Source organism: Microbacterium maritypicum (assembly GCF_008868125.1).
GTDB classification, from domain to species: domain Bacteria; phylum Actinomycetota; class Actinomycetes; order Actinomycetales; family Microbacteriaceae; genus Microbacterium; species Microbacterium maritypicum.
Window position 1 is genome coordinate 901,531 of the sequence record NZ_WAAQ01000002.1, and the last position, 23,605, is coordinate 925,135.

22 protein-coding genes are annotated in these 23,605 nt (G+C 69.0%); 11 read left to right on the top strand and 11 right to left on the bottom strand.

Annotation, left to right across the window (positions count from 1 at the left end; genetic code table 11):
• Positions 1 to 169 precede the first annotated feature (169 nt).
• The 10 genes from F6W70_RS15135 to F6W70_RS15180 all read left to right on the top strand — a co-directional run bounded on the left by F6W70_RS15135 (position 170) and on the right by F6W70_RS15180 (position 11,706).
• Positions 170 to 1,285: a mannose-1-phosphate guanylyltransferase gene (locus F6W70_RS15135; protein ID WP_151487169.1), complete on the top strand. Its 1,116-nt coding sequence runs from the start codon at positions 170 to 172 to the stop codon at positions 1,283 to 1,285.
• 160 nt (positions 1,286 to 1,445) lie between these two features.
• Positions 1,446 to 2,567 (top strand): BMP family lipoprotein, encoded by a 1,122-nt coding sequence (locus tag F6W70_RS15140; protein WP_151487170.1) that lies wholly within the window; start codon positions 1,446 to 1,448, stop codon positions 2,565 to 2,567.
• Positions 2,568 to 2,675: 108 nt separating this feature from the next.
• Complete coding sequence (locus tag F6W70_RS15145; protein ID WP_017828467.1) at positions 2,676 to 4,190, top strand: ABC transporter ATP-binding protein; 1,515 nt, start codon at positions 2,676 to 2,678, stop codon at positions 4,188 to 4,190.
• Positions 4,187 to 5,506, top strand: coding sequence for an ABC transporter permease (locus tag F6W70_RS15150; protein ID WP_055870872.1), 1,320 nt, complete (start codon positions 4,187 to 4,189; stop codon positions 5,504 to 5,506). Before F6W70_RS15145 ends, F6W70_RS15150 begins: the two co-directional genes overlap by 4 nt.
• Entirely contained in the window at positions 5,506 to 6,789 is a 1,284-nt protein-coding gene (locus F6W70_RS15155) for an ABC transporter permease (RefSeq protein WP_017828469.1), read from the top strand. The genes F6W70_RS15150 and F6W70_RS15155 overlap by 1 nt, the downstream gene beginning before the upstream one ends.
• A gap of 26 nt (positions 6,790 to 6,815) precedes the next feature.
• Positions 6,816 to 7,214 (top strand): cytidine deaminase, encoded by a 399-nt coding sequence (locus F6W70_RS15160; protein WP_017828470.1) that lies wholly within the window; start codon positions 6,816 to 6,818, stop codon positions 7,212 to 7,214.
• Positions 7,211 to 8,524: a thymidine phosphorylase gene (locus F6W70_RS15165; RefSeq protein ID WP_017828471.1), complete on the top strand. Its 1,314-nt coding sequence runs from the start codon at positions 7,211 to 7,213 to the stop codon at positions 8,522 to 8,524. Before F6W70_RS15160 ends, F6W70_RS15165 begins: the two co-directional genes overlap by 4 nt.
• A 50-nt stretch (positions 8,525 to 8,574) precedes the next feature.
• Positions 8,575 to 9,690: an adenosine deaminase gene (locus tag F6W70_RS15170; RefSeq protein ID WP_151487171.1), complete on the top strand. Its 1,116-nt coding sequence runs from the start codon at positions 8,575 to 8,577 to the stop codon at positions 9,688 to 9,690.
• The gene (locus tag F6W70_RS15175; RefSeq protein WP_151487172.1) at positions 9,690 to 10,799 is read left to right on the top strand and encodes a polysaccharide deacetylase family protein; all 1,110 of its coding nucleotides are present in this window, start codon (positions 9,690 to 9,692) and stop codon (positions 10,797 to 10,799) included. The genes F6W70_RS15170 and F6W70_RS15175 overlap by 1 nt, the downstream gene beginning before the upstream one ends.
• A gap of 25 nt (positions 10,800 to 10,824) precedes the next feature.
• Positions 10,825 to 11,706: a carbohydrate kinase family protein gene (locus tag F6W70_RS15180; RefSeq protein WP_151487173.1), complete on the top strand. Its 882-nt coding sequence runs from the start codon at positions 10,825 to 10,827 to the stop codon at positions 11,704 to 11,706.
• A gap of 3 nt (positions 11,707 to 11,709) precedes the next feature.
• Here F6W70_RS15180 and F6W70_RS15185 read toward each other — a convergent pair whose 3' ends face one another.
• The 10 genes from F6W70_RS15185 to F6W70_RS15230 form a co-directional block, all read right to left on the bottom strand.
• Positions 11,710 to 12,456, bottom strand: a complete 747-nt coding sequence (locus tag F6W70_RS15185; protein WP_151487174.1) for an alpha/beta hydrolase — start codon at positions 12,454 to 12,456, stop codon at positions 11,710 to 11,712.
• 9 nt (positions 12,457 to 12,465) lie between these two features.
• A complete protein-coding gene (locus tag F6W70_RS15190) occupies positions 12,466 to 13,431 on the bottom strand; it encodes an SDR family oxidoreductase (protein ID WP_151487175.1) in 966 nt (321 codons plus the stop codon).
• Positions 13,431 to 14,381: a bile acid:sodium symporter family protein gene (locus F6W70_RS15195; protein WP_017828477.1), complete on the bottom strand. Its 951-nt coding sequence runs from the start codon at positions 14,379 to 14,381 to the stop codon at positions 13,431 to 13,433. The genes F6W70_RS15190 and F6W70_RS15195 overlap by 1 nt, the downstream gene beginning before the upstream one ends.
• The gene (locus F6W70_RS15200; RefSeq protein ID WP_151487176.1) at positions 14,378 to 15,670 is read right to left on the bottom strand and encodes a flavin-containing monooxygenase; all 1,293 of its coding nucleotides are present in this window, start codon (positions 15,668 to 15,670) and stop codon (positions 14,378 to 14,380) included. Before F6W70_RS15200 ends, F6W70_RS15195 begins: the two co-directional genes overlap by 4 nt.
• Before the next feature lie 85 nt (positions 15,671 to 15,755).
• Complete coding sequence (locus F6W70_RS15205) at positions 15,756 to 16,913, bottom strand: mannitol-1-phosphate 5-dehydrogenase (protein ID WP_151487177.1); 1,158 nt, start codon at positions 16,911 to 16,913, stop codon at positions 15,756 to 15,758.
• Entirely contained in the window at positions 16,910 to 17,344 is a 435-nt protein-coding gene (locus tag F6W70_RS15210; RefSeq protein ID WP_151487178.1) for a PTS mannitol transporter subunit IIA, read from the bottom strand. Before F6W70_RS15210 ends, F6W70_RS15205 begins: the two co-directional genes overlap by 4 nt.
• The gene (locus F6W70_RS15215) at positions 17,341 to 18,966 is read right to left on the bottom strand and encodes a PTS mannitol transporter subunit IIBC (protein ID WP_151487179.1); all 1,626 of its coding nucleotides are present in this window, start codon (positions 18,964 to 18,966) and stop codon (positions 17,341 to 17,343) included. The genes F6W70_RS15210 and F6W70_RS15215 overlap by 4 nt, the downstream gene beginning before the upstream one ends.
• Positions 18,963 to 20,648 carry a phosphoenolpyruvate--protein phosphotransferase gene (ptsP, locus tag F6W70_RS15220; RefSeq protein WP_151487180.1) on the bottom strand — a complete coding sequence of 562 codons (1,686 nt, stop codon included), beginning with the start codon at positions 20,646 to 20,648 and terminating at the stop codon, positions 18,963 to 18,965. Before ptsP ends, F6W70_RS15215 begins: the two co-directional genes overlap by 4 nt.
• The gene (locus F6W70_RS15225; protein ID WP_136041541.1) at positions 20,645 to 20,926 is read right to left on the bottom strand and encodes an HPr family phosphocarrier protein; all 282 of its coding nucleotides are present in this window, start codon (positions 20,924 to 20,926) and stop codon (positions 20,645 to 20,647) included. Before F6W70_RS15225 ends, ptsP begins: the two co-directional genes overlap by 4 nt.
• A complete protein-coding gene (locus F6W70_RS15230; RefSeq protein WP_151487181.1) occupies positions 20,923 to 21,240 on the bottom strand; it encodes a PTS sugar transporter subunit IIB in 318 nt (105 codons plus the stop codon). The genes F6W70_RS15225 and F6W70_RS15230 overlap by 4 nt, the downstream gene beginning before the upstream one ends.
• A gap of 166 nt (positions 21,241 to 21,406) precedes the next feature.
• Between F6W70_RS15230 and F6W70_RS15235 the strand changes: the two genes are divergently transcribed.
• The gene (locus F6W70_RS15235; RefSeq protein ID WP_151487182.1) at positions 21,407 to 23,329 is read left to right on the top strand and encodes a BglG family transcription antiterminator; all 1,923 of its coding nucleotides are present in this window, start codon (positions 21,407 to 21,409) and stop codon (positions 23,327 to 23,329) included.
• 12 nt (positions 23,330 to 23,341) lie between these two features.
• Here the strand turns inward: F6W70_RS15235 and F6W70_RS15240 are convergent, their stop codons facing one another.
• Positions 23,342 to 23,605, bottom strand: coding sequence for an HPr family phosphocarrier protein (locus F6W70_RS15240; protein ID WP_017828486.1), 264 nt, complete (start codon positions 23,603 to 23,605; stop codon positions 23,342 to 23,344).

Consider the following 23,605-nt stretch of genomic DNA (forward strand, 5'->3'; position numbering starts at 1 on the left):
GGATCGATGTGACTCGGTCGCGTGCACTGCTCTCGTTCAAGTGTGAGCCTGGCGAAGTCTCAGGCACGCCCGATCGCTGTCCATCTTATTCCTGTCAGATCACTGGGAGCGACGAAGGGGAGCCTAAGTCTCTCGATGTCGGCTCGTCCTCTGCGGCTACCCTGGCAGGGTGAGCGCACCCATCAAGGATTTCTACGCAGTCATTCCCGCCGGCGGCATCGGCAGCAGGCTGTGGCCGCTCTCCCGGGCGGACGCACCGAAGTTCCTGCACGACCTGACGGGGTCCGGGCACTCGCTGCTGCGCGACACCTGGGATCGGCTCGTCCCGCTCGCCGGGGCGGACCGGATCGCCGTCGTCACCGGCCGTGCCCATCGCGCGGCCGTCGAGGCGGAGCTGCCCGGCATCCCCGACCTGAACGTCTTCCTGGAATCCGAGCCGCGCGAGTCGGCGGCGGCGATCGGACTCGCCGCGGCGATTCTGCACCGTCGCAATTCCGACGTGATCATCGGCTCGTTCAGCGCGGACCACGTGATCCGCGGCACACGCGTGTTCGAGTTCGCGGTGCGCGACGCCGTCGAGGTGGCGCGGGAGGGGTACATCTGCACGATCGGCATCACGCCGACCGAGCCGGCGATCGGTTTCGGCTACATCAAGATGGGGCCCGAGCTCGTGGTCGAAGGCGCGCGCGAGGCCGCTCTCGTCGAGAGTTTCGTGGAGAAGCCCGATCTCGAGACGGCGAAGTCCTACATCGCTGATCGCGGGTACCTCTGGAACGCGGGCATGTTCATCGCCAAGGCCAGCGTGCTGCTGGAGGAGCTGGCCGTGAACGAGCCCGAACTGCACGCCGGTCTGCTCGAACTCGCCGAGGCATGGGACGACCGCGATCGTCGAGGACCGGCGGTCGATCGGATCTGGCCGCGCCTGAAGAAGATCGCGATCGACTACGCGGTCGCCGAACCCGCCGCCCGCCGCGGACGCCTCGCCGTCGTCCCCGGCCACTTCGACTGGGACGACGTGGGCGATTTCGCTTCGCTGACCAAGCTCATCACCAACGGTCGCAAGAACGATCTCGCCGTTCTCGGCCCGAACGCGCGCGTTCTCACCGACGGCGCGAGCGGAATCCTCGTCAGCCAGACCTCGCGCGTGATCAGCCTGGTGGGGGTGCAGGACATCGTCGTGGTCGACACCCCCGACGCGCTGCTGGTCACCACCGTGCAGCACGCGCAGCGGGTCAAGGGCGTGGTCGAGTCGCTCAAGCTCACCGGTCGCGGAGACGTGCTCTGACGCCTGCTCCGATGAGCACGCTCTCACGCTCATCGGCTGTCTTGATTTCAGCTTGGTAACCATTGGCCAGCACATGCGGGGCGGGCGTGCACAAAAGCCGAAACAGTAGGTAACTTTGATCGATCCGCGATGGCCGCGGTTTCGTTGAGGGAGGCATCAGTTGACCATCTCCACCACCAAGAAGCTGCTCGGCGTCACCGTCGCCGCTGGCGTCGTCTTCGCACTCGCCGGTTGCGGCCAGGCACCGACAGACAAGCCCGCCGGCTCCGGCGAGCCGGTCGCCTCCGACTTCCTTCCCTGCCTCGTCTCCGACGCCGGCGGATGGAACGACAAGTCGTTCAACCAGTCCGCCAAGGAGGGCATGGACAGTGCCGCCGAGGAGCTGGACATCAAGCCCCTCGAGTTCGAGTCGGCGAATGACAACGACTACGCGCCGAACCTCGAGACCGCGGTCTCCGAGGGCTGCTCGCTCATCGTCTCGGTCGGCTTCAAGCTGTCCGCCGCCACGGTCGAGTCCGCTCTCGCGAACCCCGACATCGACTACGCGATCATCGACGACTGGGCCGACAACGACTTCGACGGCACCGTCGATGCCCCGAACATCAAGCCCCTCGTCTTCGACACGGCTCAGGCCGCATACCTCGGCGGCTACGCTGCCGCATCGTGGTCTGCCCAGAGCGGTGTGAACAAGGTCGGCACGTTCGGCGGAATGCAGATCCCGTCGGTCGCCGTGTTCATGGACGGCTACCAGCTCGGTGTCGAGAAGTACAACGAGGACGAGTCCGCTGCGGTCGAGGTCTTCGGCTGGGACGAGGCCACGCAGAAGGGCTCGTTCACGGGCGGCTTCGACGCGAACGACACCGCCAAGCAGACCGCACAGGGTGTGCTCGACCAGGGCGTCGACGTCATCCTCCCGGTCGGCGGCCCCGTCTACCAGAGCGCGGCTGCGGCGATCGCCGACAGCGGCAAGGACACCCTGATGCTCGGTGTCGACAGCGACCTCGCCGTCGCCGACCCCGAGGTGGCCGGCATCACGCTCGTCTCGATCATGAAGGCGATCGACGTCGCCGTGAAGGACGCGACCCTGGCTGCGGCCAAGGGCGAGTTCGACCCGGCCCCGTACGTGGGCACGCTCGAGAACGAGGGCGTCAAGCTCTCCGGCTTCGGTGACTTCGAGTCGAAGCTGCCGGAGGGTCTGACCGACGAGCTCAAGGCTCTGCAGGAGCAGATCATCTCCGGCGACATCAAGGTGGAGTCCCCGAACTCCCCGACCTCCAAGTAATTCCGTCGCAGTTCCCGCACGGGGCGAGTGGTGAGCAGGATGCCACTCGCCCCGTGTCGTGGACGGACGATGATTCTCCTGGACAACTCTTCTGGATAAGGTGCAGATATGAAGCTCGAACTTCGCGGCATCACCAAGCGATTCGGCACCCTCGTTGCCAACGACCACATCGATCTCGTGGTCGAACCGGGTGAGATCCACGCGCTCCTCGGTGAGAACGGCGCAGGCAAGTCCACCCTCATGAACGTGCTCTACGGCCTGTATCAGGCCGACGAGGGCGAGATCCTCCTCGATGACGAGGTGCAGCGCTTCCGCGGTCCCGGTGACGCGATGGCTGCGGGGATCGGCATGGTCCACCAGCACTTCATGCTCGTCCCGGTGTTCACCGTGGCCGAGAACGTGATGCTCGGACACGAACAGACCAAGGCCCTCGGCACGCTCGACATCGCGAAGGCGCGAGAGCACGTGCGATCGGTCGCCGCCCGCTTCGGTTTCGACATCGACCCCGACGCCCTCGTCGGAGACCTTCCCGTCGGCGTGCAGCAGCGCGTCGAGATCATCAAGGCGCTGTCGCGCGACGCGAAGGTGCTCGTGTTCGACGAGCCCACGGCCGTGCTCACGCCGCAGGAGACCGACGAGCTGATGAGCATCATGCGTCAGCTGCGCGACGAGGGCACGGCGATCGTGTTCATCACGCACAAGCTGCGCGAGGTCCGCGAGGTCGCCGACAAGATCACCATCATCCGTCTCGGCCGCGTCGTCGGCGAGGCGTCCCCGACCGCGACCAACGGCGAGCTCGCCTCGCTCATGGTCGGCCGAGCCGTCGAGCTCACCGTGCACAAGGAACCGCCGCGCCTGGGCGAGGGCGGATTCGAAGTCAAGGGACTGCGCGTGCTCACTCCCACCGGGGCCATCGTCGTCGATGGTGTCGACTTCGCCGTCCGACCGGGAGAGGTGCTCGCGATCGCGGGTGTCCAGGGCAACGGCCAGACCGAGCTCGTGGAGGCCATCGTCGGCCTCGCCGCCCGCGTCGAAGGCAGCATCGAGCTCGACGGCAACGAGCTCGTCGGCAAGAGCGTGCGCGCGATCCTCGACGCCGGAGTCGGCTTCGTGCCGGAAGACCGCACGGAAGACGGCCTGGTGGCCGGTTTCTCCGTCGCGGAGAACCTGATCCTCGACCGTTCGGACGACCCGGCGTTCAGTCGCGCGGGAACACTGCGGCGCTCGGTGCTCGACGAGTTCGCCCGTGCGCGCATCAAGGAGTACGACATCCGCACCCAGGGTCCGGAGACGGCCGCAGGAACACTGTCCGGCGGAAACCAGCAGAAGGTCGTCATCGCCAGGGAGATGAGCCGCGATCTGCGCCTCCTCGTCGCGGCGCAGCCCACCCGTGGTGTCGACGTCGGCTCGATCGAGTTCATCCACAAGCGGATCATCGAGACGCGCGACGCGGGTGTGCCCGTGATCGTCGTCTCCACGGAGCTCGACGAGGTCGCAGCTCTCGCCGATCGGATCGCGGTCATGTACCGCGGCACGATCGTCGGCATCGTCCCCGGCGACACGCCTCGGGAGACGCTCGGACTCATGATGGCCGGAGCGGCCGAAGGGGAGGTGGCCGCGTGAGCGGAGCGACACCCGGCGCAGGAGATGTGACCAAGGGGATTCCGCCGCAGGAGCTCAGCACGAGCACCGGCACGGTCCCGCGCGACCCCTCCGATGTGCCGCCGCCCCCGCGCGGCAACGTCATCCTCAAAGAGATCCTCCGCGGCAATGCGGTCACCACGATCCTCGCGATCGTGCTGGCACTCATCGTCGGCGGCGTCCTGATCGCCTTCACGAACGAAGACGTGCTGGAAGCATCCGTCTACTTCTTCGCACAGCCCGGTGATACGTTCGCCGCCGCGTGGAACGCCGTCTACAACGGGTACGAGGCCCTGGTCCGCGGAGCGATCTTCAACGCCCGCGGCGCGGACTTCGCGGCGCAGATCCGACCGCTGACCAACACGCTCGGCTTCGCGGCGCCGCTCATCGCGGCCGGCCTCGGCGTGGCGCTGGCATTCCGCGTCGGCCTGTTCAACATCGGTGCTCGCGGCCAGATGCTCATCGGTGTGGCCGTCGCCGCACTGCTGACGTTCTCGCTCGACCTGCCGATCTGGTTGCACATCCCGGTCACGCTCATCGCCGGCATCGCGGGCGGTGCGCTCTGGGGCGCGATCGCGGGACTCATCAAGGCGCGCACGGGTGCGCACGAGGTGATCCTCACGATCATGCTGAACTACATCGCGTACTACCTGCTGCTGTGGATGATCCGCACCCCGGGTCTGCTGCAGAAGCCGGGGACGAACCAGGCGCTCGGATCGGCGACGCCGGAGAGCGCCCAGTTCCCGACGCTGCTCGGACCGCAGTTCCCGTTGCTCGACCTCGGTTTCGTGATCGTGATCGTGGCGACCCTGTTCGTCTGGTGGCTCATCGAGCGCTCGTCGCTCGGCATGCGCATGCGCGCCGTGGGGGAGAACCCGCACGCTGCGCGCGCCGCGGGCATCAGCGTCCAGCGCGTCTACGTCTACGCCATGCTCTTCGCAGGTGGCCTCGCCGGTCTCGCGGGCATGAACCAGATCCAGGGCGCGGTCACCACGGGCGTCACCGAGACCATCGATGCCGGGATCGGCTTCGACGCGATCACCGTCGCCCTCCTCGGCCGCAGCCGCGCCTGGGGCACGTTCGCCGCCGGCATCCTGTTCGGCGCGCTCAAGGCAGGGTCCTTCTCCATGCAGGCGCAGGACATCCCGGTCGACATCGTGCTCGTCGTGCAGTCGCTCGTGGTGCTGTTCATCGCCGCGCCGCCGCTGCTGCGCGCGGTGTTCTTCCTCCCGAAGACCGATATCGAGAAGGCGGCCAGGCTCAGAGCCAAGGCCGCGAAGAAGGCGGTGGCGGCATGATGTCCCTCGTGCAGACTCAGGCCGCCGACGGCACGGTCCAGCTGGCGACCGTGAAGGAACGGCACCTCAAGGCGCCGATCGTTCTCGCCGGCGCCACCGTGCTCCTCGCGCTGCTGTTCCTGTTCGTGCCGCGCGACGGCACCAGCACGTTCCGCCTCTCCGACCAGTCCTCGGCGCTCGCGCTGCCGGACGTGGCGCTGCCCACGGCTTCGACCTTCTGGGTCGTGATCGGCATCCTCGTGGTGCTGACGGTGGGGGCGTTCCTTCGGGCATGGACCTACCGTGCGCCCTCGCTGTGGCTGGTGATCGCGTTCAGTGTGCTGGCCGTGTTCGCGTTCCTCGTCTGGGCGGCCGCCGGCGGTCTCGTGCCCGTCACGAGCCTGCTGTTCGGTGCGGTCTCGCTCTCGGTGCCCCTGGTCTTCGGAGCTCTCGGCGGCGTCATCGGCGAGCGTGCCGGCGTCGTGAACGTCGCGATCGAGGGGCAGCTGCTCCTGGGCGCGTTCTCCGCGGCGCTCCTGTCGAGCATCACGGGCAACCCGTTCGTCGGTCTCGTCGGCGCCATGATCGGCGGCGTCCTGGTGGCGAGTGTGCTCGCCGCATTCGCGATCAAGTACCTCGTCGAGCAGGTCATCGTCGGTGTCGTGCTCAACGTGCTCGTCACCGGTCTCACGGGCTTCCTCTACGGCGCGCTGCTCGCTCCGAACGAGGCGACGCTGAACAGGCCGGTGCGCTTCCCGCGCGTCGAGATCCCGGTGCTCAGCGACATCCCGATCATCGGACCGGTGCTGTTCAACCAGACGTTCATCGGGTACCTGATGTTCATCACCGTCGGCGTCGTGGCCTGGGGCCTCTACCGCACCCGGTGGGGTCTGCGGCTGCGTGCCGTCGGTGAGCACCCGCAGGCTGCGGACACCGTGGGCATCAAGGTGAACCCGACCCGGTTCTGGAACGTGCTGCTCGCCGGCGCGATCGCGGGCATGGGCGGCGCGTACTTCACCCTCGTCTCGGTCCCGCAGTTCGGAAAGGACATGACGGCCGGGCTCGGCTTCATCGCCCTTGCCGCGGTGATCTTCGGACGCTGGGACCCGATCCGCGCGACGCTCGCGGCGCTGCTGTTCGGATTCGCCACCAACCTGCAGAACCTGCTGTCGATCCTGAAGACGCCCATCCCGGGTGAGTTCATGCTGATGCTGCCCTACGTGGTGACGCTGCTCGCGGTCGCCGGGTTCGCCGGGCAGATCAAGGCGCCTGCCGCCGACGGCAAGCCCTACATCAAGTCGTAGCCCTGCAGGGAAGAGAGAACATCGCAATGACGGACATCGACTGGGATGAACTGCGCCAGGTCGCAACTGACGCCATGACCAAGGCGTACGCGCCGTACTCCCGCTATCGCGTGGGTGCGGCCGCCCTGGTCGGCGACGGCCGCATCGTGGCCGGCTGCAACGTCGAGAACGCCTCCTACGGCGTGACGTTGTGCGCCGAGTGCGCTCTGGTCGGCGACCTGCACATGTCCGGCGGCGGCCAGCTCGTCGCGTTCGTGTGCGTCAACAACGAGGGGCAGACCATCATGCCGTGCGGACGCTGTCGCCAGCTGCTGTTCGAGCACGCGATGCCCGGGATGCTGCTGGAGACCGTCTCCGGCATCCGCACGATCGACGAGGTGCTGCCCGACGCATTCGGGCCGCGCGACCTGGAGGAAGCACGATGACCGCTGCACAGGCTCAGGGAGCCATCGAACCGTTCGACGCGATCGATGTGATCCGCGCCAAGCGCGACGGCGGTGCCGTGCCGGAGCCCGCGCTTCGCTGGATGGTCGACGCCTACACGCGCGGCTACGTCTCCGACGCGCAGATGGCGTCGTTCGCGATGGCCATCTTCCAGCGCGGCATGGAGCGCGATGAGATCCGCGTGCTGACCGACGCGATGATCGCCTCGGGGGAGCGGATGAGCTTCGCCTCTCTCGGCAAGCGCACCGTCGACAAGCACTCCACCGGCGGCGTCGGCGACAAGATCACGCTGCCGCTCGCGCCTCTGGTCGCCTCGTTCGGCGTGGCCGTGCCGCAGCTGAGCGGTCGTGGACTCGGCCACACCGGTGGCACGCTCGACAAGCTCGAGTCGATCCCCGGATGGCGCGCCGCTCTCAGCAACGAGGAGATGTTCGCGCAGATGCAGGGCGACGTCGGCGCGGTCATCTGCGCGGCCGGCTCCGGGCTCGCCCCCGCGGACAAGAAGCTGTACGCACTGCGCGACGTCACCGGCACGGTCGAGGCGATCCCGCTGATCGCATCGAGCATCATGTCCAAGAAGATCGCCGAGGGCACGGACGCTCTCGTGCTCGACGTGAAGTTCGGATCCGGCGCATTCATGCAGGACATCGATCGCGCCCGCGAGCTGGCACGCACGATGGTCGCGCTCGGCACCGACTCGGGTGTCGCGACGACGGCGCTGCTGACCGACATGAATGTGCCGCTCGGGCTCGCGATCGGCAACGCCAACGAGGTCAGGGAGTCCGTCGAGATCCTCGCCGGCGGCGGACCGTCGGATGTGCGCGAGCTGACGATCGCCCTGGCACGCGAGATGCTCGCCCTCGCCGGGCAGCCGGATGCCGACGTGGAGGCCGCCCTCGATGACGGACGCGCGATGGACACCTGGAAGGCGATGATCCGCGCCCAGGACGGCGACCCGGATGCCGCTCTTCCGACGGCTCGCGAGACCCACCAGGTGCTCGCACCGGCCGATGGCATCGTCACGCGCATGGACGCCCTCCCGTTCGGCGTCGCCGCGTGGCGTCTGGGTGCGGGGCGCGCCAGGGCACAGGACCCGGTGATCTTCGAGGCTGGCATCGATCTGCACGCGAAGCCGGGTGACCGCGTCGTCGCCGGCCAGCCGCTCTTCACGCTCTCCGCCGCGGACGACGCCCGATTCGGCAGGGCGCTCGACGCTCTCGAGGGCTCCTGGGCGATCGGAGACGAGGCTCCGGTCACCGGTCCCATCGTCCGCGAGCGCATCACGGCGTGACCTTCGACCGCTAGCCTGAACTGAGCACATCCGCGACCGAGAGGATCACCATGTCGATCGATGCGAACGGCGACGTCACGCTTCAGGGCGTCTCCCTGCGGAGCCTGCCCAAGGTCTCGCTGCACGACCACCTCGACGGCGCGCTGCGGCCCGCCACGATCATCGAGCTCGCGGACGCGACCGGCCTGGAGGTGCCGGAATCCGAGCCGGCTGCTCTCGGGTCGTGGTTCGCGAAGCAGAGCGACTCCGGCTCGCTGGTCGAGTACCTCAAGACGTTCGACCTCACGACCGCGGTGATGCAGACGCAGGAGGGCCTCACCCGGGTGGCGCGCGAGTTCGTGCAGGACCTCGCGGCCGACGGCGTGATCTACGGCGAGGTGCGCTGGGCCCCCGAGCAGCACCTGGCTCGCGGCCTCACCCTCGAGCAGACCGTGGAAGCCGTGCAGCAGGGCATCGAGGAAGGCGAGGATGCCGCGGACCGCGCGGGACGCAGCATCCGTGTCGGCCAGCTGATCACCGCCATGCGGCACACCGACCGTGCCCTCGAGATCGCCGAGCTCGCGGTCGACTTCCGCGGCCGCGGCGCCGTGGGCTTCGACATCGCCGGTCCCGAAGACGGCTTCCCGCCGTCGAACCACCGCAAGGCGTTCGACTTCCTCGCCGAGAACTTCTTCCCCGTCACGGTGCATGCGGGAGAGGCGGCAGGCCCCGCCTCCATCCGCTCGGCTCTGCTGGACGGACGCGCACTGCGGCTCGGACACGGTGTGCGCATCGCGGAGGACCTGGATGTCATCACGCAGGAGGGCGACGAGGTGCAGGTGCAGTTCGGCGACCTCGCGCGCTGGGTCCGCGACCGTGAGATCCCGCTCGAGCTCTCGCCGTCGTCGAACCTGCAGACCGGTGCGATCGCCGCGTGGGGCAACACCATGGTGGATCACCCCTTCGACCTGCTGTACCAGCTCGGATTCGCGGTCACCGTGAACGTCGACAACCGCACCATGAGCGCCACCTCTCTCACCCGTGAGCTCGCGCTGCTGGTGGAGGCGTTCGAGTACGATCTCGACGACCTCGAGACGTTCCAGTTCAACGCCGCAGCCGCAGCATTCCTCCCGGTCGAGGAGCGGGAGGAGCTCGTCGAGATGATCGCCGAGGGCTTCGACGCCTGATGATGGCTTCCGGGGGGAAGCGGCGCTCGCGTGCCGCGATCATCATCAGCGCCGCCGTGGCGGTCGTCGTCGTCGGAGGAGCGGCAGCCGCGTTAGTGTGGTTCACCCGCACGCCGGAGAACACGGTCCCGAAGGCGCAGCCCGAGGCGATCGAGCATCCGCTGACGCCGGCGGAGCAGATCGTGGCGGACGCGAACGACCCGCGTGCGTGTGCGGTCACGTTCACGGGCGAAGGTGCTCCTGCGGAGCCGATGCTGCAGTTCCAGGAAGCTCTGTATCAGGGACTGCCCATCCCGCAGCTCGACGGCCGGGTCTTCGCCGGCTGGTACCCGAGCGCGGCGGATGCGGGAGCTTTCGCGGTCGCAGCCCGCGTGAACGGCGCCGACCCCGTGGTGTGCGTGGATCAGCAGGTCGAGCTCTTCGCCGCCTGGAAGACGCCGGAGGAGAACGCCGCGGAAGACGTGCGGGTGCCCATCCTCATGTACCACCAGTTCACGGCCGAACCCGAGGGCGAGAAGGGCTGGCTGCGCGGCAACTACGCGTACATCGGAGACTTCGACGCGCAGATGAACCACATCGCGACCACGGGCTTCTATCTGCCGACGTGGGATGAGCTCAGCGCCTTCATCGACGGGCGGCTCTCGCTGCCGGCGAAGAGCGTGATCATCACCGACGACGACGCCGATCAGACGTGGTTCGACCTCGCGGTACCGGTCGTCGACAAATACAAGGTGCTCTCGACGTCGTTCATGATCACGGCCTATCGGCAGGATCCGGCACCGTCGATCTACGTGCAGCGCCGCTCGCACACCCACGACATGCACCAGGCCGGCGACAACGGCAAGGGCCGGATGGTCAACTGGAGCGCCGATCAGATCGCGGCCGACCTCACGACCTCGGCCGACATCCTCGGCGTGGGTCAGGTGGTCGCGTACCCCTACGGGCACTACAACGACACGACCAAGCAGGGCGTCGCCCAGGCCGGCTACGAGATGGGTCGCACCATCGAACCCGGATACGTGAAGATCGGCACGGACAAGCTCGCTCTTCCCGTGGTGCGCATCGACTACGGCATGGGGTTGGACGCGCTGGTCTCCCGCATCGGCTGAGGGGACCGCACGGCAGGATGGTGTCATGCCTCCCGCCTCCGAACCCGCGTCCGTCTTCATCGTCGGCCCCGCGTCGTGGAACCGTATCGTCGTGCTCGATCGGTTGCCGGAACCGGAGCCGCACATGCAGTTCGCCGAGGACACGTGGGAGACGGTCGGCGGGACCAGCGCCGGCAAAGCGCTCAGCCTGACCGCACTGGGCCGCACGACGCGGCTCCATGCCATCACCGGGACGGACGCGGAGGGCCGACGCGTCCGCGAAGCCCTGCGTGCCTCCGGTGTGCGGACGCGGTGGAGCGACGGCATCACCGAACGGCATCTGAACCTGATGACACCGGCGGGGGAGCGCGTGTCGCTGTACCTGTCGACGCCGCAGGAGACGCGAGGAGAGCATGACGAAGAGGTGCGCGACGAGATGACGGCGGCCGATGCCATCGTGCTCGATCTCGCGGCGGAGCCCTTGCGGCTGCTGCCGGTCGCTCGAGCGACCGGCACTCCGATCTGGGTGGACGTGCACGACTACGACGGTACTGCGCCCTTCCACCGGCCGTTCCTCGACGCCGCTCACGCCGTGTTCTGCAATGCGGACCGCCTCGATGACCCGGTCGCGTTCCTGCGCTCACGCATCGCGGCGGGGGCCGGCCTCGCCGTGTGCACCCTGGGCGCCGACGGGGCGGTGGCGATCGACGGGAACGGAGAATTGCACCGGGTTCCGGCTGCGCCCGTGGAGGTCGTCGACACGAACGGCGCCGGTGATGCCTTCCTGGCCGGCGTGCTCGATGCGCGTCTCGACGGGGCGGACGTCACCGCCGCACTCGGAGCAGGGGCCCGAGCCGCGGCATCGGTTCTGCGCACACGGCACCTGCATCCGCTGCTCGACCCGATCCTCGGGACGGCGGGGGAGTGACCCTCACGGGGCGAGTGGCGCGAGGAAGCTCTCGGTGAGACGCGTGACCTCTGCGTGCATCTGCTCGCGAGAGATCGAGGGAGTGCCGTCCCCGTCCTGCGGGCCGTAGTCGCCGAAGGAGGCGTGCGAAGCGCCGTCGATCTCGACCATGTCGGCGTCGGTGGGCAGCTGGTCCCGTGCGTCGGCGATCTTCTCCGGGGTGGACAACCCGTCCTCGCTTCCGGACAGGCTGAGGACGGGGAGCCCGCTCTCGGACAGGTCGTTCGCGCAGTAGGAGGCGAACAGCACGAGCGCATCGGCGTCGGCGGCGAGCTGGCAGGCGCGTACGCCGCCCAGGGAATGACCGCCGACGCTCCAGACATCGACGTCGGGGGCCGCAGCTGTGAAGGCATCGAGGCCGCGCGGATCGAAGAACGCCAGGTTCAGCCAGGGTCGGGTGATCACGACGGTGACCCCGTCCTCTGCGAGCCCCTGCAGTATCGCGGCGTATGCCCAGGGGTCGACCTTGGCTCCGGGGATGAACACCAGTCCGCGCTCCGACGCGCCGTCGGCCGGGGCGAGGACGATGCCCTCGTCCGCGTCGGTCACGGTGATCGCCGGGTTCTCTCGCACGGCCGCGAGCGGTTCCGGCTCGGCGGCCATGACGCCGATCTGCGACCACGCGAGCACGCCGCCGACGGCGAGCACCAGCACGATCGCGACACTCCACAGAACACGCTTCAGGATCCGGCGTCCACGCTTCTTCTGCATGGCTCCACGCTACTGCGCCCGGCGTCTCTCCCGGGCGATCGTGGGGTGCGTGCGGAGGTACTCCTCGAAGGCCTGCCTGCTCGTGCGCAGCGGGGTGTAGCCGAACACCCTCTTGAGGTCTGCGTTGGCCAGGACCGGCCGGTACCGCAAGAAGGGGACTTTCTCCGGTCCGTGCTCCGTGAGACGCAGCATCCGCCCGATGCGCAGGGCCCCCGACAACGCCCACGCCGGGAGGACGAGTTGCGGCTTCCCCAGGCGTTCGGCGATCTCGGGAACGGTCAGGCATCCGTCTCCGGCGACGTTGAAGATGCCCGGTGGGCCGTCGGTCGCCGCGCGCACCATCGCCGCAGCCACGTCATCCACCCAGATGAAGACGAAGGGCGATGCGGATCCGGCTATCCGGAGTATCCGTCGTCCATCCCAGAGCGCCGTTATCTGGTTCCGCACCGTCGGCCCGAGAATCGTGCCGATGCGGAACACCACCTGCTGGAGCTCGGGGTGGGCAGCCCGGTGCTCCGCGAGCATCTCCTCGACCAGGCGCTTGTGCCGCGCGTACGGGAAGGCGTCGTTGCCGCGCAGAGGCTGTTCCTCGTCGATCCATCGGGGGTTGTCCGCATGGTAGCCGTAGGCGGCCCCGGAGCTGGAGACCACGATCCGCCGGACACCTGCCTCCACGCACGCGGCGAGCACGTTCGCGGACCCGGTGACATCGACGCGATACTCCTGCTCGACGTCGCGACCGGGATTGACGATGGCTGCCAGATGCACGACCGTGTCGATCGCGTGCCGTCGCAGGAGCGGGGCGAGGCCGGCTGAGTCCGTCACATCCAGCGTCTCGTCGATGATGCCGTCGCGAGGCACCCCGTGTCGAAGATCGCCGCAGACGACCAGCTCGACGTCGTCGCGGGCCGCGAGGGCCGCGGCGACATGCGAACCGAGGAACCCGCTTCCTCCCGTGATGAGCACGCGCGGCATCAGGCAGCCTCCGCCTTCGTGCGGCCGCTCGCGTCGCCGGACGAGGAGCCAGTTCGTCTTCTGGTGTGCCGCGCCCAGAGCCCGGCGAGCACGAGGCCGGCGATGATGTCCCAGATGCCCCACCAGCCGGCGACGACGGCCATGCCTCCGAGCCCGTCGAAGAACAGGAACACCAGCCCGAGGCCGAGGCCGGCGTTGCGGATGCCGACCTCGAACGTCATGGCCTTGCGCTCGCGGGTGCCGAGCCCGCCGATCACCGCTGTGCCGTAGCCGAGGGCCAGGGCGACAGCGTCGTGGACCGCGACCACGATCAGGATGATGCCGAGGACCTGCACGAACACCGCCCAGTTGCCCACGAGCGCGGCGATGATGAACCCGAGCAGCGCGATGAGGCTGAACCACTTCACGAACGGTTGCACACGGGCGCTGAACCGCGGAGCGCCGGCACGCAGCAGCAGTCCCAGCGCGAACGGGAGCCCCACGATGAGCAGGACCTCGAGCAGCATGCGCCAGGGGTCGACGGCGACGTCACGCAGCAGCGTGCGTGCCGTCGGGTGCAGCGATCCCCAGAAGGTGATGCTGAGCGGCATCGCGAAGATGTAGATCAGATTCCCGACCGCCGTGAGCGAGACCGAGAGGGCGACATTGCCGCCGGCGCGGTGGGTGAGCACCTGCGAGATGTTCCCTGGTGGGCAGCACGCGACCAGGAGCATGCCCAGCGCCATCGACGGCGGCACGGGAAGCACGAGGGTGAGTGCGAAGGTGGCGATCGGCAGCAGGAGCAGCTGTGCGAGGATCGCGATCACGAACGGTTTCGGATGCTTCGCCACGACGCGGAAGTCGCTCGGCGAGGTGTCGAGGGCGATGCCGAACATGATCAGGCCGAGCACGACGTTGAGGATCGTGAGCGTGCCCGGCGTGAAGGACAGGACCACGTCGTCGACGTTCACGCCGACACCTCCAGCGCGCTCTTCTCGCGCCGCACAGCGCCCCGGTAGGCGTCCTTGTTGACGTAGTACGCCATCCGGTCCAGGCCCAGGTAGCGGTAGCCGCCGGTCACATCGGGCCAGGGTGCTCCGGTCACCCGCTCGCGGAAACGGGCGGCGCGCGCGGGGTCCTCCTCGACGGCGGAGAGGTAGGCCGCGAGCAGCTCGGCCTGTTCGTAGCGGCCCTGCCAGCCGATGCCTGAGGCCTCGATCATGCCCATCACGTAGAGGCCGTTGAACGATGCGGGGAAGACGTTGAGGAACAGCCGGGGCGAGGCGCCGCGCCAGTGCAGGTGCTCCCTGTCCACGAACGGGTAGTCGAGGGTGTACCCGGTGGCGAGCAGCACCAGCTCGTAGTCGTCGGCGCTGCCGTCGCGGAAGTGCACCGCCGTCCCCTCGAATCGGGCGATGTCCGGCCGGATGCGCAGGTCGCCCTGCCCGAGGTGATTCAGGATCAGGGTGTTCACGATCGGGTGCGACTCGTAGATGCGGTAGTCGGGCCGGGGGAACCCGAACCGCACGGGGTCACCCGTGAAGGCCCGTAGCACGCGGCTGTCGACCGCCTGCTTGATGCGCGCCGGAAGTGGGCGTCCCTGATTGAGGGTGTCGCTGGGCCTGCCGAACAGGTAGCGGGGTACGAAGTAGTACCCGCGCCGCACACTCATGTCGACCGAGACCGCATGGTGCACGGCATCCACCGCGATGTCGCAGCCGGAGTTGCCTGCGCCGATCAGCAGTACGCGCTTGTCCTTCAGCTGCTCGGGCGACTTGTAGGCACTCGTGTGCAGCAGCTCGCCGCTGAACTCCCCGGTGAACGTCGGCACGTTCGGCTCGGCGAGCGTCCCGTTCGCGAGGACGACTCCGGCATACCAGCGGGTCTCGTTCCCCGTGGGGCCGGCACTGGTCAGGTCCCAGCCGCCGTCGCGCGGCTCGAGGCGGGTGACCCTGGTGTCGAACCGGAACAGCTCGGTGAGTCCGAAGTGCTCCGCGTAGTCGTCGAAGTACTTCTTGAGCACCCGGTGACCGGGGTAGTCGACGCGAGAGCGCATCGGGAACTCGGCGAACTCGGTGGTCGTGCGCGAGGAGATGAGGTGTGCGGATTCGTACATCGTGCTGCGGGGATTGGTGATGTCCCACAGCCCGCCGACGCCGTGCGACGCCTCGTAACCGTCGACGGTGATCCCGCGCGTGTGCAACGCACGTGCTGCGGCGAGGCCCGACGGCCCCGCGCCGATCACGGCATATCTGTTCATCTGGCTCCCCGCACATCGTCGTGCTCGAAAAACGCCCCCGCCCACCGATCGTATCGGCAGCGCGGGGGCGTGGATGAGCTGTGGGTCAGGCGATATCGAGGCCGTGCTGCCGGGCGGCGACGGCGTCGCGGACCGAGCGGAACAGCGGATGCTCGGGGTCGAGGCCCGTCGTCCTCGTGGTGAGAGCGTCAGGGTCCTCGGTCCGCAGCAGCTGCTGCAGCTCGACCGACTGCTCGTCCGCCGGGTCGTCGAATTCGAGCGCTGCCGAGACGGCCGCGACCAGAGCCTCAGTGGGCAGGCCGCGCTCCGCGGCCATGGCGGCAGGACCCACGAAGCGCTCGTGCCGGGAGATCTTGCGCAGCGGTTGGCGACCGACGCGCTGGACGGTGTCGATGAGCGCGGGGTTGCGGAACCGATCGAGGATCGTCGCACGGTAGCCGGCGAGATCGTCCGGGTCCAAGCCGTGCTCGGCGACCAGCACCGCCGATGTCTCCTCGAGAGCCGCCGAGACGCTCGCCGCGATGGCGGGGTCCGCCAGAGCATCCGAGATGCGTTCGATGCCGGCGCGGGCTCCGAAGTACGCGGTAGCCGCATGGCCCGTGTTCACCGTGAACAGCTTGCGCTCGATGTACGGGGCCAGGTCGTCGACGAAGTGCGCTCCCGGGATGTGGGGCAGGTTCCCCCTGAACGGCCCTGACTCGATCGCCCATTCGAAATAGGGCTCGACGGTGACATCGACCCCTGCTCCCTCCGGCTGCGCCGGCACGATGCGGTCCACGGCGGTGTTCGCGAAGACCGCTCTGGCCAGCAGCGTGTCGGCATCCGCCCCTGCGGCCGCGGCGATCTCGCGGCGGAGCAGGTCGGTAGCGCCGATCGCGTTCTCGCACGCCATCACCTGCAGCGGCCCGGCGGCGGGGGAGCGCAAGGCGAGCCCCGCGACGATCGACGGAGCCACGAAGCGCAGCACGGTCGGTCCGACCGCGGTCGTGACGATGTCGGCCGATGCGACCTCCTCGGCCACGACGGCGGGGTCCGTCCGGCTGTTCACCGCTCGGAAGCCGGTGACGACGTGATCGGTCCCTCCGGGGCCGGCCTCGTGCACGGTATAGGAGTCGACCGCGTTGATCGCGTCGACCAGGGCATCCGCGACGTCGGAGAACACGACCTCGTACCCGCCCTGGCGCAGCAGCAGACCGACGAACCCGCGCCCGATGTTGCCCGCCCCGAAGTGGACCGCCTTCATCCCTCGTTCACCTCCGAGAGGAGGGCGTAGAGCTCCTCGGGGGTCTGCGCCGCGGTGAGCCGCGCGACATCGTCCTCCTCGGAGAACAGGATCGCGATGCGGGAGAGGATCTCCAGGTGCTCGTCACCGACACCCGCGATGCCGATCACGAACGTCGCCGGGTCGCCGGCCCAGTCCACGCCGCCGTCGTAGCGGACGACGGACAGGGCCGAGGCGAGGATCGCATCCTTCGCGTCGTTCGTGCCGTGCGGGATGGCGAGGCCATTGCCCATGAAGGTCGACACAGTCTCCTCGCGCTGCCTCATCGCATCGACGTACGCCGGTGTCACGGCTCCGGCGGCGACCAGGATGTCGGTCGCCTCCTGGAGCGCGTCGTCCCGCGTCGCCCCTCCGGGATGGATGCGGACCTGCTCGGGGGTGAGAACGCTCATTCTGCTTCCTTTCGCTGCTCGCGCACCATCTCGACGACCTCTTCGTACTTGGGCGAGTTCATGAAGTTGTCGACCGACACGTGGACCGAGTTCGGCGACTTCGCGGTGGCGCGCTCGGTGAGCTGCTGCTGCGTGATCACCACGTCGGCAGTGCCGTCGAGGTTCGCGATCGCCTGGTTGGTGACGGTGATGTCCTCGATGCCGGCCTTCTTGAGCTTGTTGCGCAGGACGCTGGCGCCCATGGCGGACGATCCCATACCGGCGTCGCACGCGAACACGATGCGCTCGATCGGAGTGGTGGCGATCGCGGTGGTGCTCGGAGCGGCCGCAGCCTCGGGGGTCGTCGCCGCCGTCGACGTCCGCAGGGCATCCATCGCGGCGGACGACTTGCCCTTGTTCGCCTCTGTCTGCGCGATCGCCGCGCCGAAGGTGTCTCCTTCGGCCTCGAGGTCGCGCTTGTGGGAGGCCCGCAGGAACACCGCCGTGAGCAGGAAGGTCACGACCGCGGCCAGCACGACCGAGAGGTACACGACCAGCAGGTTCGCCACTCCGCCCGCCGCCGGTGCGACCGCCGCGGCCGTGACCGCGATGATGCTGCCCGGAGCCGCGGGGAAGGCGAGTCCGCCGTTCAGCACCATGTTCGTCGTGACGCCGGTGGCACCACCCGCGATGAGCGCGAGGATGGTGATCGGCTTGCTCAGCGCGTACGGGAAGTAGATCTCGTGGATGCCGCCGAAGAACTGGATGATCGCCGCGCCCGGTGCCGACGCCTTCGCCGCGCCGACGCCGAAGAAGCTGAACGCGAGCAGCAGACCGATGCCGGGGCCGGGGTTCGCCTCGATGAGGAACAGGATCGACTTGCCGGCCTCCTCGACCTGCTGCAGACCCAGGGGGGTGAACACGCCGTGGTTGATGGCGTTGTTGAGGAACAGCACCTTGGCCGGTTCGACGATGACCGAGAGCAGCGGCAGCAGCTGGTAGTTCACCAGCCAGTCCACGATCGTGCCGAGGAAGGTGCTCACCGCGAGCATCACCGGTCCGAACACGAAGAAGCCGACGATGGCGAGCAGCATGCCGAGGATGCCGGCGGAGAAGTTGTTCACCAGCATCTCGAAGCCCGGACGGATCTTGCCGTCCCACAGCCGGTCCATCTGCTTCGTGATCCACGCTGCGAGCGGGCCCATGATCATCGCGCCGAGGAACATCGGGATGTTCGTGCCGACGATCACACCCATCGTCGCGATCACGGCGACCACGCCGCCGCGCTCGCCGTAGATCATGCGACCGCCGGTGTTGGCGATGAGCAGCGGAAGCAGGTAGGTGACCATCGGCCCGACGAGGCCGACATACTGCGGGAACGTGGCGCCGTTCTCGTCCTGGGCGAGAGCCGTCATCGCTCCCTGCCAGCCGATGACGTCGGCGTTTCCGAAGCCGCCGAGGAGGTCGGACACCGGATGCCACCACCCCAGCCAGCCGACGGCGATGAAGAGCATCGTGATGAAGCCCCAGGCGATGAAGGCCGCGATGTTGGGCATGATCATGCCCGAGAGGAACGTGCCGAAACGCTGCACTCCTACGCGGAGGCCGCCCGGTTTCGTGGCGGCAGGTGACGTCGTCGTCATGATGTCGTCTCTTTCTTGTGGAGGGGGAGTTCCGCGGCGAGCGTCGCCGCGGCGGTACGGGCGGAGGGGGCATCGTCAGCGGCCAGGGCGGCTTCGGCGAGGCTCCGCGCCTCGGACAGGGTGCGTTCGGACAGTGCGTGTCGCACGTCCGCCAGAGCGGACGGCGCCATCGAGAGGCTCGTGGCTCCGAGCCCGACGAGCACGACGGCCAGCAGCGGGTCGGCCGCCGCCTCGCCGCAGATGCCGACGGGTTTGGCCAGTCGGGCGCCCGCATCGCCGACCTCGCGGACGAGTCTGAGCACGGCCGGATGCCAGGGGTCCTGGAAACCGGCGACGGAACCCAGCATGCGGTCGGCGGCCATCGTGTACTGCGTGAGGTCGTTGGTGCCGATCGAGGCGAAGTCGGCGTGCGCGAGCACGCGGTCGGCGAGCAGGGCGCTCGCGGGGATCTCGACCATCACCCCGGCCGTCTGCAGGCCGTATTCGCGGGCGAGACCCGTGAAGTACACGGTCTCCTCGACCGTGGCGACCATGGGGGCCATCACCCAGAGGTCGGCCTCGGTCTCGGCGTCGGCTTCGGCGAGGGCGGTCAGCTGCTCGCGCAGGATGTCCTCGCTCGCCCGGAGGGCCCGGAGGCCCCGGAGCCCCAGCGCGGGATTCTCCTCGTGCGCGTCGTTGAGGAACGCCAGCGGCTTGTCGGCACCGGCATCCAGCATCCGCACCACGACCTTCTTGCCCGGAAACGCCGCCAGCAGCGCCCGGTAGGACTCGCGCTGCTGGGCGATCGTCGGCGCCTGCGCCGAGGAGAGGAACAGGAACTCGGTGCGGAACAGCCCGACGCCCTCGGCCCCCCGAGCGACCGCATCCGCAGCGTCTGCGGGCTTCCCCAGATTCGCGAGCAGTGCGACAGGCGTGCCGTCGGCGAGGGCGCCGGGAGTCAGCGGAGCGGCGTCGGCCGAGCGGCGGGCGGCAGCGCGCTGCGTGGCACGGTCCTTCTCCTCTTCGGTCGGTTCGCGGGTCACGACCCCGGCGGCGGCGTCGACGATCACCGTCTCGCCCGTGGTGAGCAGTGCACCGTCCGCGACGCCGACGATCGCGACGATGCCCTTCTCCCTGGCGAGGATCGCCGTGTGCGACGTGGGCCCGCCGTCGGTCGTGATCAGCGCGAGGACCTGGTCCAGGTCGAGGAGGGCGGTGTCGGCGGGGGCGAGGTCTCGCGCGACCAGGACGAACGGGTGTCCCGGGCTGGGCACTCCGGGGGCGTCGACGCCCCGAAGATGCGCGAGGACTCGCTGTGCGATGTCGTCGAGGTCGGCAGCCCGCTCGCCGAGATAGCCGCCGACGGCCTCGAGTGTCGCGCGGAATCCGGCGAACGCGTCGTGCACGGCCCACTCGGCGGTCGCGCCGGCGTCGATGCGGGTGTCGACCTCGTCCTGGAGGGTCGGGTCCTCGGCGATCATCGCCTGTGCCTCGAGCACCTCCTGCGCGGAGCCGCCCGCGGCCGCGCCGCGCTCGTTCAGCTCTCGGGCGACCGTCGCGACGGCATCGTGGACCCGGGCGCGCTCGGCTTCGGCACCCACGGTGCTCGGCGTGTTCTCCGGGGCGGGCATCGCCTCGGACATGCGGATGATCGGCCCCTGTGCGACACCGAGACCGATCCCCACTCCGCGCAGCTCGCTCATCCGGCGGCGTCCTGGTCGTGGTCCGTGGTGAGCAGTTCGGTGAGGGTGTCGAGGACGCCCTCTGCACCGTCGCCGTCGGCCGTGAGCGTCACGTAGTCCCCGTACTCGATCGCCAGGGCGATGACGCCCAGGATGCTCGCCGCGTTGACCGGCTTGCCCGAGTCCTTGGCGATCGTCACGGCGATGCCGGAATCCTTCGCCGCCTGCGCGAAGAGCTTCGCCGGGCGGGCGTGCAGTCCGTGGGAGGAGCCGATCCGGACGGTGCGGGTGGCGGTCATGGTGTTCCTTTCGGGGTGTCGCCGGCGGCGGCGAGGATCGATCGGGCGAAGACGAGGGTGCGGGAGCCGTCGCGGTCGGCGAAGACGTCATGCGGGAGCACTGCGACGGGCGCGTGCGCACGGGTGCGGATGGCTTCCAGCCGGTCGCTCAGGTGCGGGCCGACGAGGACGAGGTCGGAGCCGGAGTCGGAGACGGAACTCTCCATCCCGGCCGTCGCGTCCCAGTCGAGACCGGCCGCTGCTGCCGCCGTGCGGAGCCGCTGTGCGACGAACGTGCTCGACGCGCCGGCGCCGCACACCACGAGGATCCTCATCGATTCCCACCTTCCTGAGAACAGTCTGTGAACCGGAGGGGGTGCCGCGCCAACAGGTTCCTTTCCGCCCCCGCGGAACGAGGGCTTCCGCCCGCGCATGCCGGCATGCTGACATCATGGAGACCACGTCGAGACAGTGCGGTCAGCACGCGGGAAGGGGAGGATCATGTCGCGCCAGCGCCAGGACCAGCTCCTCGCAGCGCTGCTGCGCCAGGAAGGATGGGCGACGGCCGCGAGCCTCGCCGATCTGCTCGGAGTCACGCCGCGAAGCATCCGCTCCTACGTCGCGGCGCTGAATGCGCGCACGCCCGGTGCCGGCGTGATCGAGTCCGGCCCGGCCGGGTATCGTGCAGGGCCCGGTGCCCGTGGTGCGCTCCGGATGCGTCAGACGGGGGAGTCGGCGCCGCGCGATCGGCTTCACACGCTGGTGCGGCTCCTGCTGGACGAGCCTGCCGGGATCGACGTGTTCGACACGGCCGACGAGCTGCACGTCAGCGAGGCCACTCTCGAGGCGGACCTGGTGCGGGTGCGCGGCCTGCTCGACGGCACCGAGCTCCTGCTCGAGCGAGACCGGGAGCGCGTGCGTCTCCGAGGCGATGAGCCCGCGCAGCGCCGTCTTCTCAGCAGGCTCGCGCACGACGAGATGGACGACGCGTCCTTCCACCCCGAGACCTTCCGCCGTGCGCTCTCCGGGTCCGCGGTGGCTGCCAGCGCCGTCGGGCCGTTCAAGTCCTCCCTGGTCCGCGAACTCGGCGAGCTCGGCTACTACGTGAACGAGCTCGCGATCGCCGACGTGCTGCTGCACATCGCCATCGCGGCGGAGCGGGTCGCGGCCGGACACGCCCTGGAATCCTCGCCGGCGGGCACGCGGGAGGAGATCCCGCGCGTCGGCGCGGTCATCGCCCGCCTGGCCGCGGAGCACTTCTCGGTCGTGCTCGGCGAGGGCGACAGCGGCCACCTCGCCTCCCTCGTGCTCACCCGCATCGTCGCCCCCGGTGAGGATGCCACCCGGGAGGTCGCGCGCAGCGGCGTGGACCCGGCCGTCGAAGCCGCCGTGCGCGCCGAGATCAGCCGGGCGGCCGAGGACTTCCAGGTCGACCTGGTCGACGAGACGTTCGTGCTCCGACTCGCGCTGCACGTGCAGAACCTGCTGCGTCGCGCCGAGGAGAGCGCGCTGACGCGCAACCCGCTCACCCGCTCCCTCAAGACGACGTATCCGATGATCTTCGAGGTGGCGGTCTCGATCGCCAGCGGCTTGCACGACCGCGTCGGCACGCCCATCCACGACGATGAGATCGCGTACATCGCCATGCATGTCGGCGGACGGCTGGAGCGCAGCCGCAAGGCCGAGTCGATCCTCACCGCCACTATCGTCTGCCCGGGGTATCACGAGCTGCACGAGCTGCTCCGCTCGAGCGTCGACCGCTCGCTGGGCTCGGCGATCGAGGTCACGACCGTCGTGACGAACGTCGATCCCGACTGGTCGTCCTTCGACACCGACCTCGTGCTCAGCACGATCGAACCGGGGTCCTCCGGCGACCGTTTCGTGCGCATCCAGCCGTTCCTGACCGACGCCGACGTCGACCGCATCCAGCAGGCGGCGGCTCGGGTGCGTCGGGGCCGACGTCTCACGCGCCTTCGGGGTGAGCTCGCCCGCTACTTCCTGGCCGACGCCTACGTGTTCCCGCTGCCGGACGAGGGGGAGGAGGCGATCATCCGACGCCTCGGCGGGCTCCTCGTCCAGGCGGGGCTGATCGGCGAGGACTACGTCGAGAACACCATCGTGCGCGAGCGGATGTCCTCGACCGCCTTCACGGATGCGCTCGCGGTCCCGCACGCGCTCCAGATGACCGCGAGCCGCACCGCCATCGCCATCGGCGTCGCCGACGGCTCTGCGGCGTGGGGCGGAGGACGCGTGCAGGTCGTCGCGCTCGCGGCCTTCAGCGAGAGCGATCGTGCGGCGTTCCAGACCGTGTTCGAGCAGCTGGTCGAAGTGTTCAGCGAGCGCGAGAGCGTGCAGCGGATCGTCCGGAAGGGGACGACCTTCGAGGCGTTCCTCGACGAGCTCGTCTCCGTGATCGACGGCTGACCGCGGTCATCGTCATCCGCGGGGAGCGAGCACCTCCGCGAGCTGATCGAGAACGGCCTCAGCCGTCGCGGAGGGCGCCGTCTCGAGCACGACCGAATCCCCCGAGGCGATCCCGAGGTCCATGACCGCCAGCACACTGGTCAGGTCGACGATCGTGCCGTCGCCCGTGCGGAGGGTCACCGGAGCGGTATGGGACTGCGCGAGTCGTACCAGCTCGGCCACCGGTCGGGCGTGCGCACCGTTGTGCGCGCTGACGACGAGGTGTCGGACGGGCAT

Coding starts and splice junctions, on each gene's coding strand:
- F6W70_RS15145 (WP_017828467.1), top strand. CDS start 2,676: ATGAAGCTCGAACTTCGCGGCATCACCAAGCGATTCGGCACCCTCGTT.
- F6W70_RS15155 (WP_017828469.1), top strand. CDS start 5,506: ATGTCCCTCGTGCAGACTCAGGCCGCCGACGGCACGGTCCAGCTGGCG.
- F6W70_RS15160 (WP_017828470.1), top strand. CDS start 6,816: ATGACGGACATCGACTGGGATGAACTGCGCCAGGTCGCAACTGACGCC.
- F6W70_RS15165 (WP_017828471.1), top strand. CDS start 7,211: ATGACCGCTGCACAGGCTCAGGGAGCCATCGAACCGTTCGACGCGATC.
- F6W70_RS15170 (WP_151487171.1), top strand. CDS start 8,575: ATGTCGATCGATGCGAACGGCGACGTCACGCTTCAGGGCGTCTCCCTG.
- F6W70_RS15175 (WP_151487172.1), top strand. CDS start 9,690: ATGATGGCTTCCGGGGGGAAGCGGCGCTCGCGTGCCGCGATCATCATC.
- F6W70_RS15180 (WP_151487173.1), top strand. CDS start 10,825: ATGCCTCCCGCCTCCGAACCCGCGTCCGTCTTCATCGTCGGCCCCGCG.
- F6W70_RS15185 (WP_151487174.1), bottom strand. CDS start 12,456: ATGCAGAAGAAGCGTGGACGCCGGATCCTGAAGCGTGTTCTGTGGAGT.
- F6W70_RS15190 (WP_151487175.1), bottom strand. CDS start 13,431: ATGCCGCGCGTGCTCATCACGGGAGGAAGCGGGTTCCTCGGTTCGCAT.
- F6W70_RS15200 (WP_151487176.1), bottom strand. CDS start 15,670: ATGAACAGATATGCCGTGATCGGCGCGGGGCCGTCGGGCCTCGCCGCA.
- F6W70_RS15205 (WP_151487177.1), bottom strand. CDS start 16,913: ATGAAGGCGGTCCACTTCGGGGCGGGCAACATCGGGCGCGGGTTCGTC.
- F6W70_RS15210 (WP_151487178.1), bottom strand. CDS start 17,344: ATGAGCGTTCTCACCCCCGAGCAGGTCCGCATCCATCCCGGAGGGGCG.
- F6W70_RS15215 (WP_151487179.1), bottom strand. CDS start 18,966: ATGACGACGACGTCACCTGCCGCCACGAAACCGGGCGGCCTCCGCGTA.
- ptsP (WP_151487180.1), bottom strand. CDS start 20,648: ATGAGCGAGCTGCGCGGAGTGGGGATCGGTCTCGGTGTCGCACAGGGG.
- F6W70_RS15225 (WP_136041541.1), bottom strand. CDS start 20,926: ATGACCGCCACCCGCACCGTCCGGATCGGCTCCTCCCACGGACTGCAC.
- F6W70_RS15230 (WP_151487181.1), bottom strand. CDS start 21,240: ATGAGGATCCTCGTGGTGTGCGGCGCCGGCGCGTCGAGCACGTTCGTC.
- F6W70_RS15235 (WP_151487182.1), top strand. CDS start 21,407: ATGTCGCGCCAGCGCCAGGACCAGCTCCTCGCAGCGCTGCTGCGCCAG.
- F6W70_RS15240 (WP_017828486.1), bottom strand. CDS start 23,605: ATGCCCGTCCGACACCTCGTCGTCAGCGCGCACAACGGTGCGCACGCC.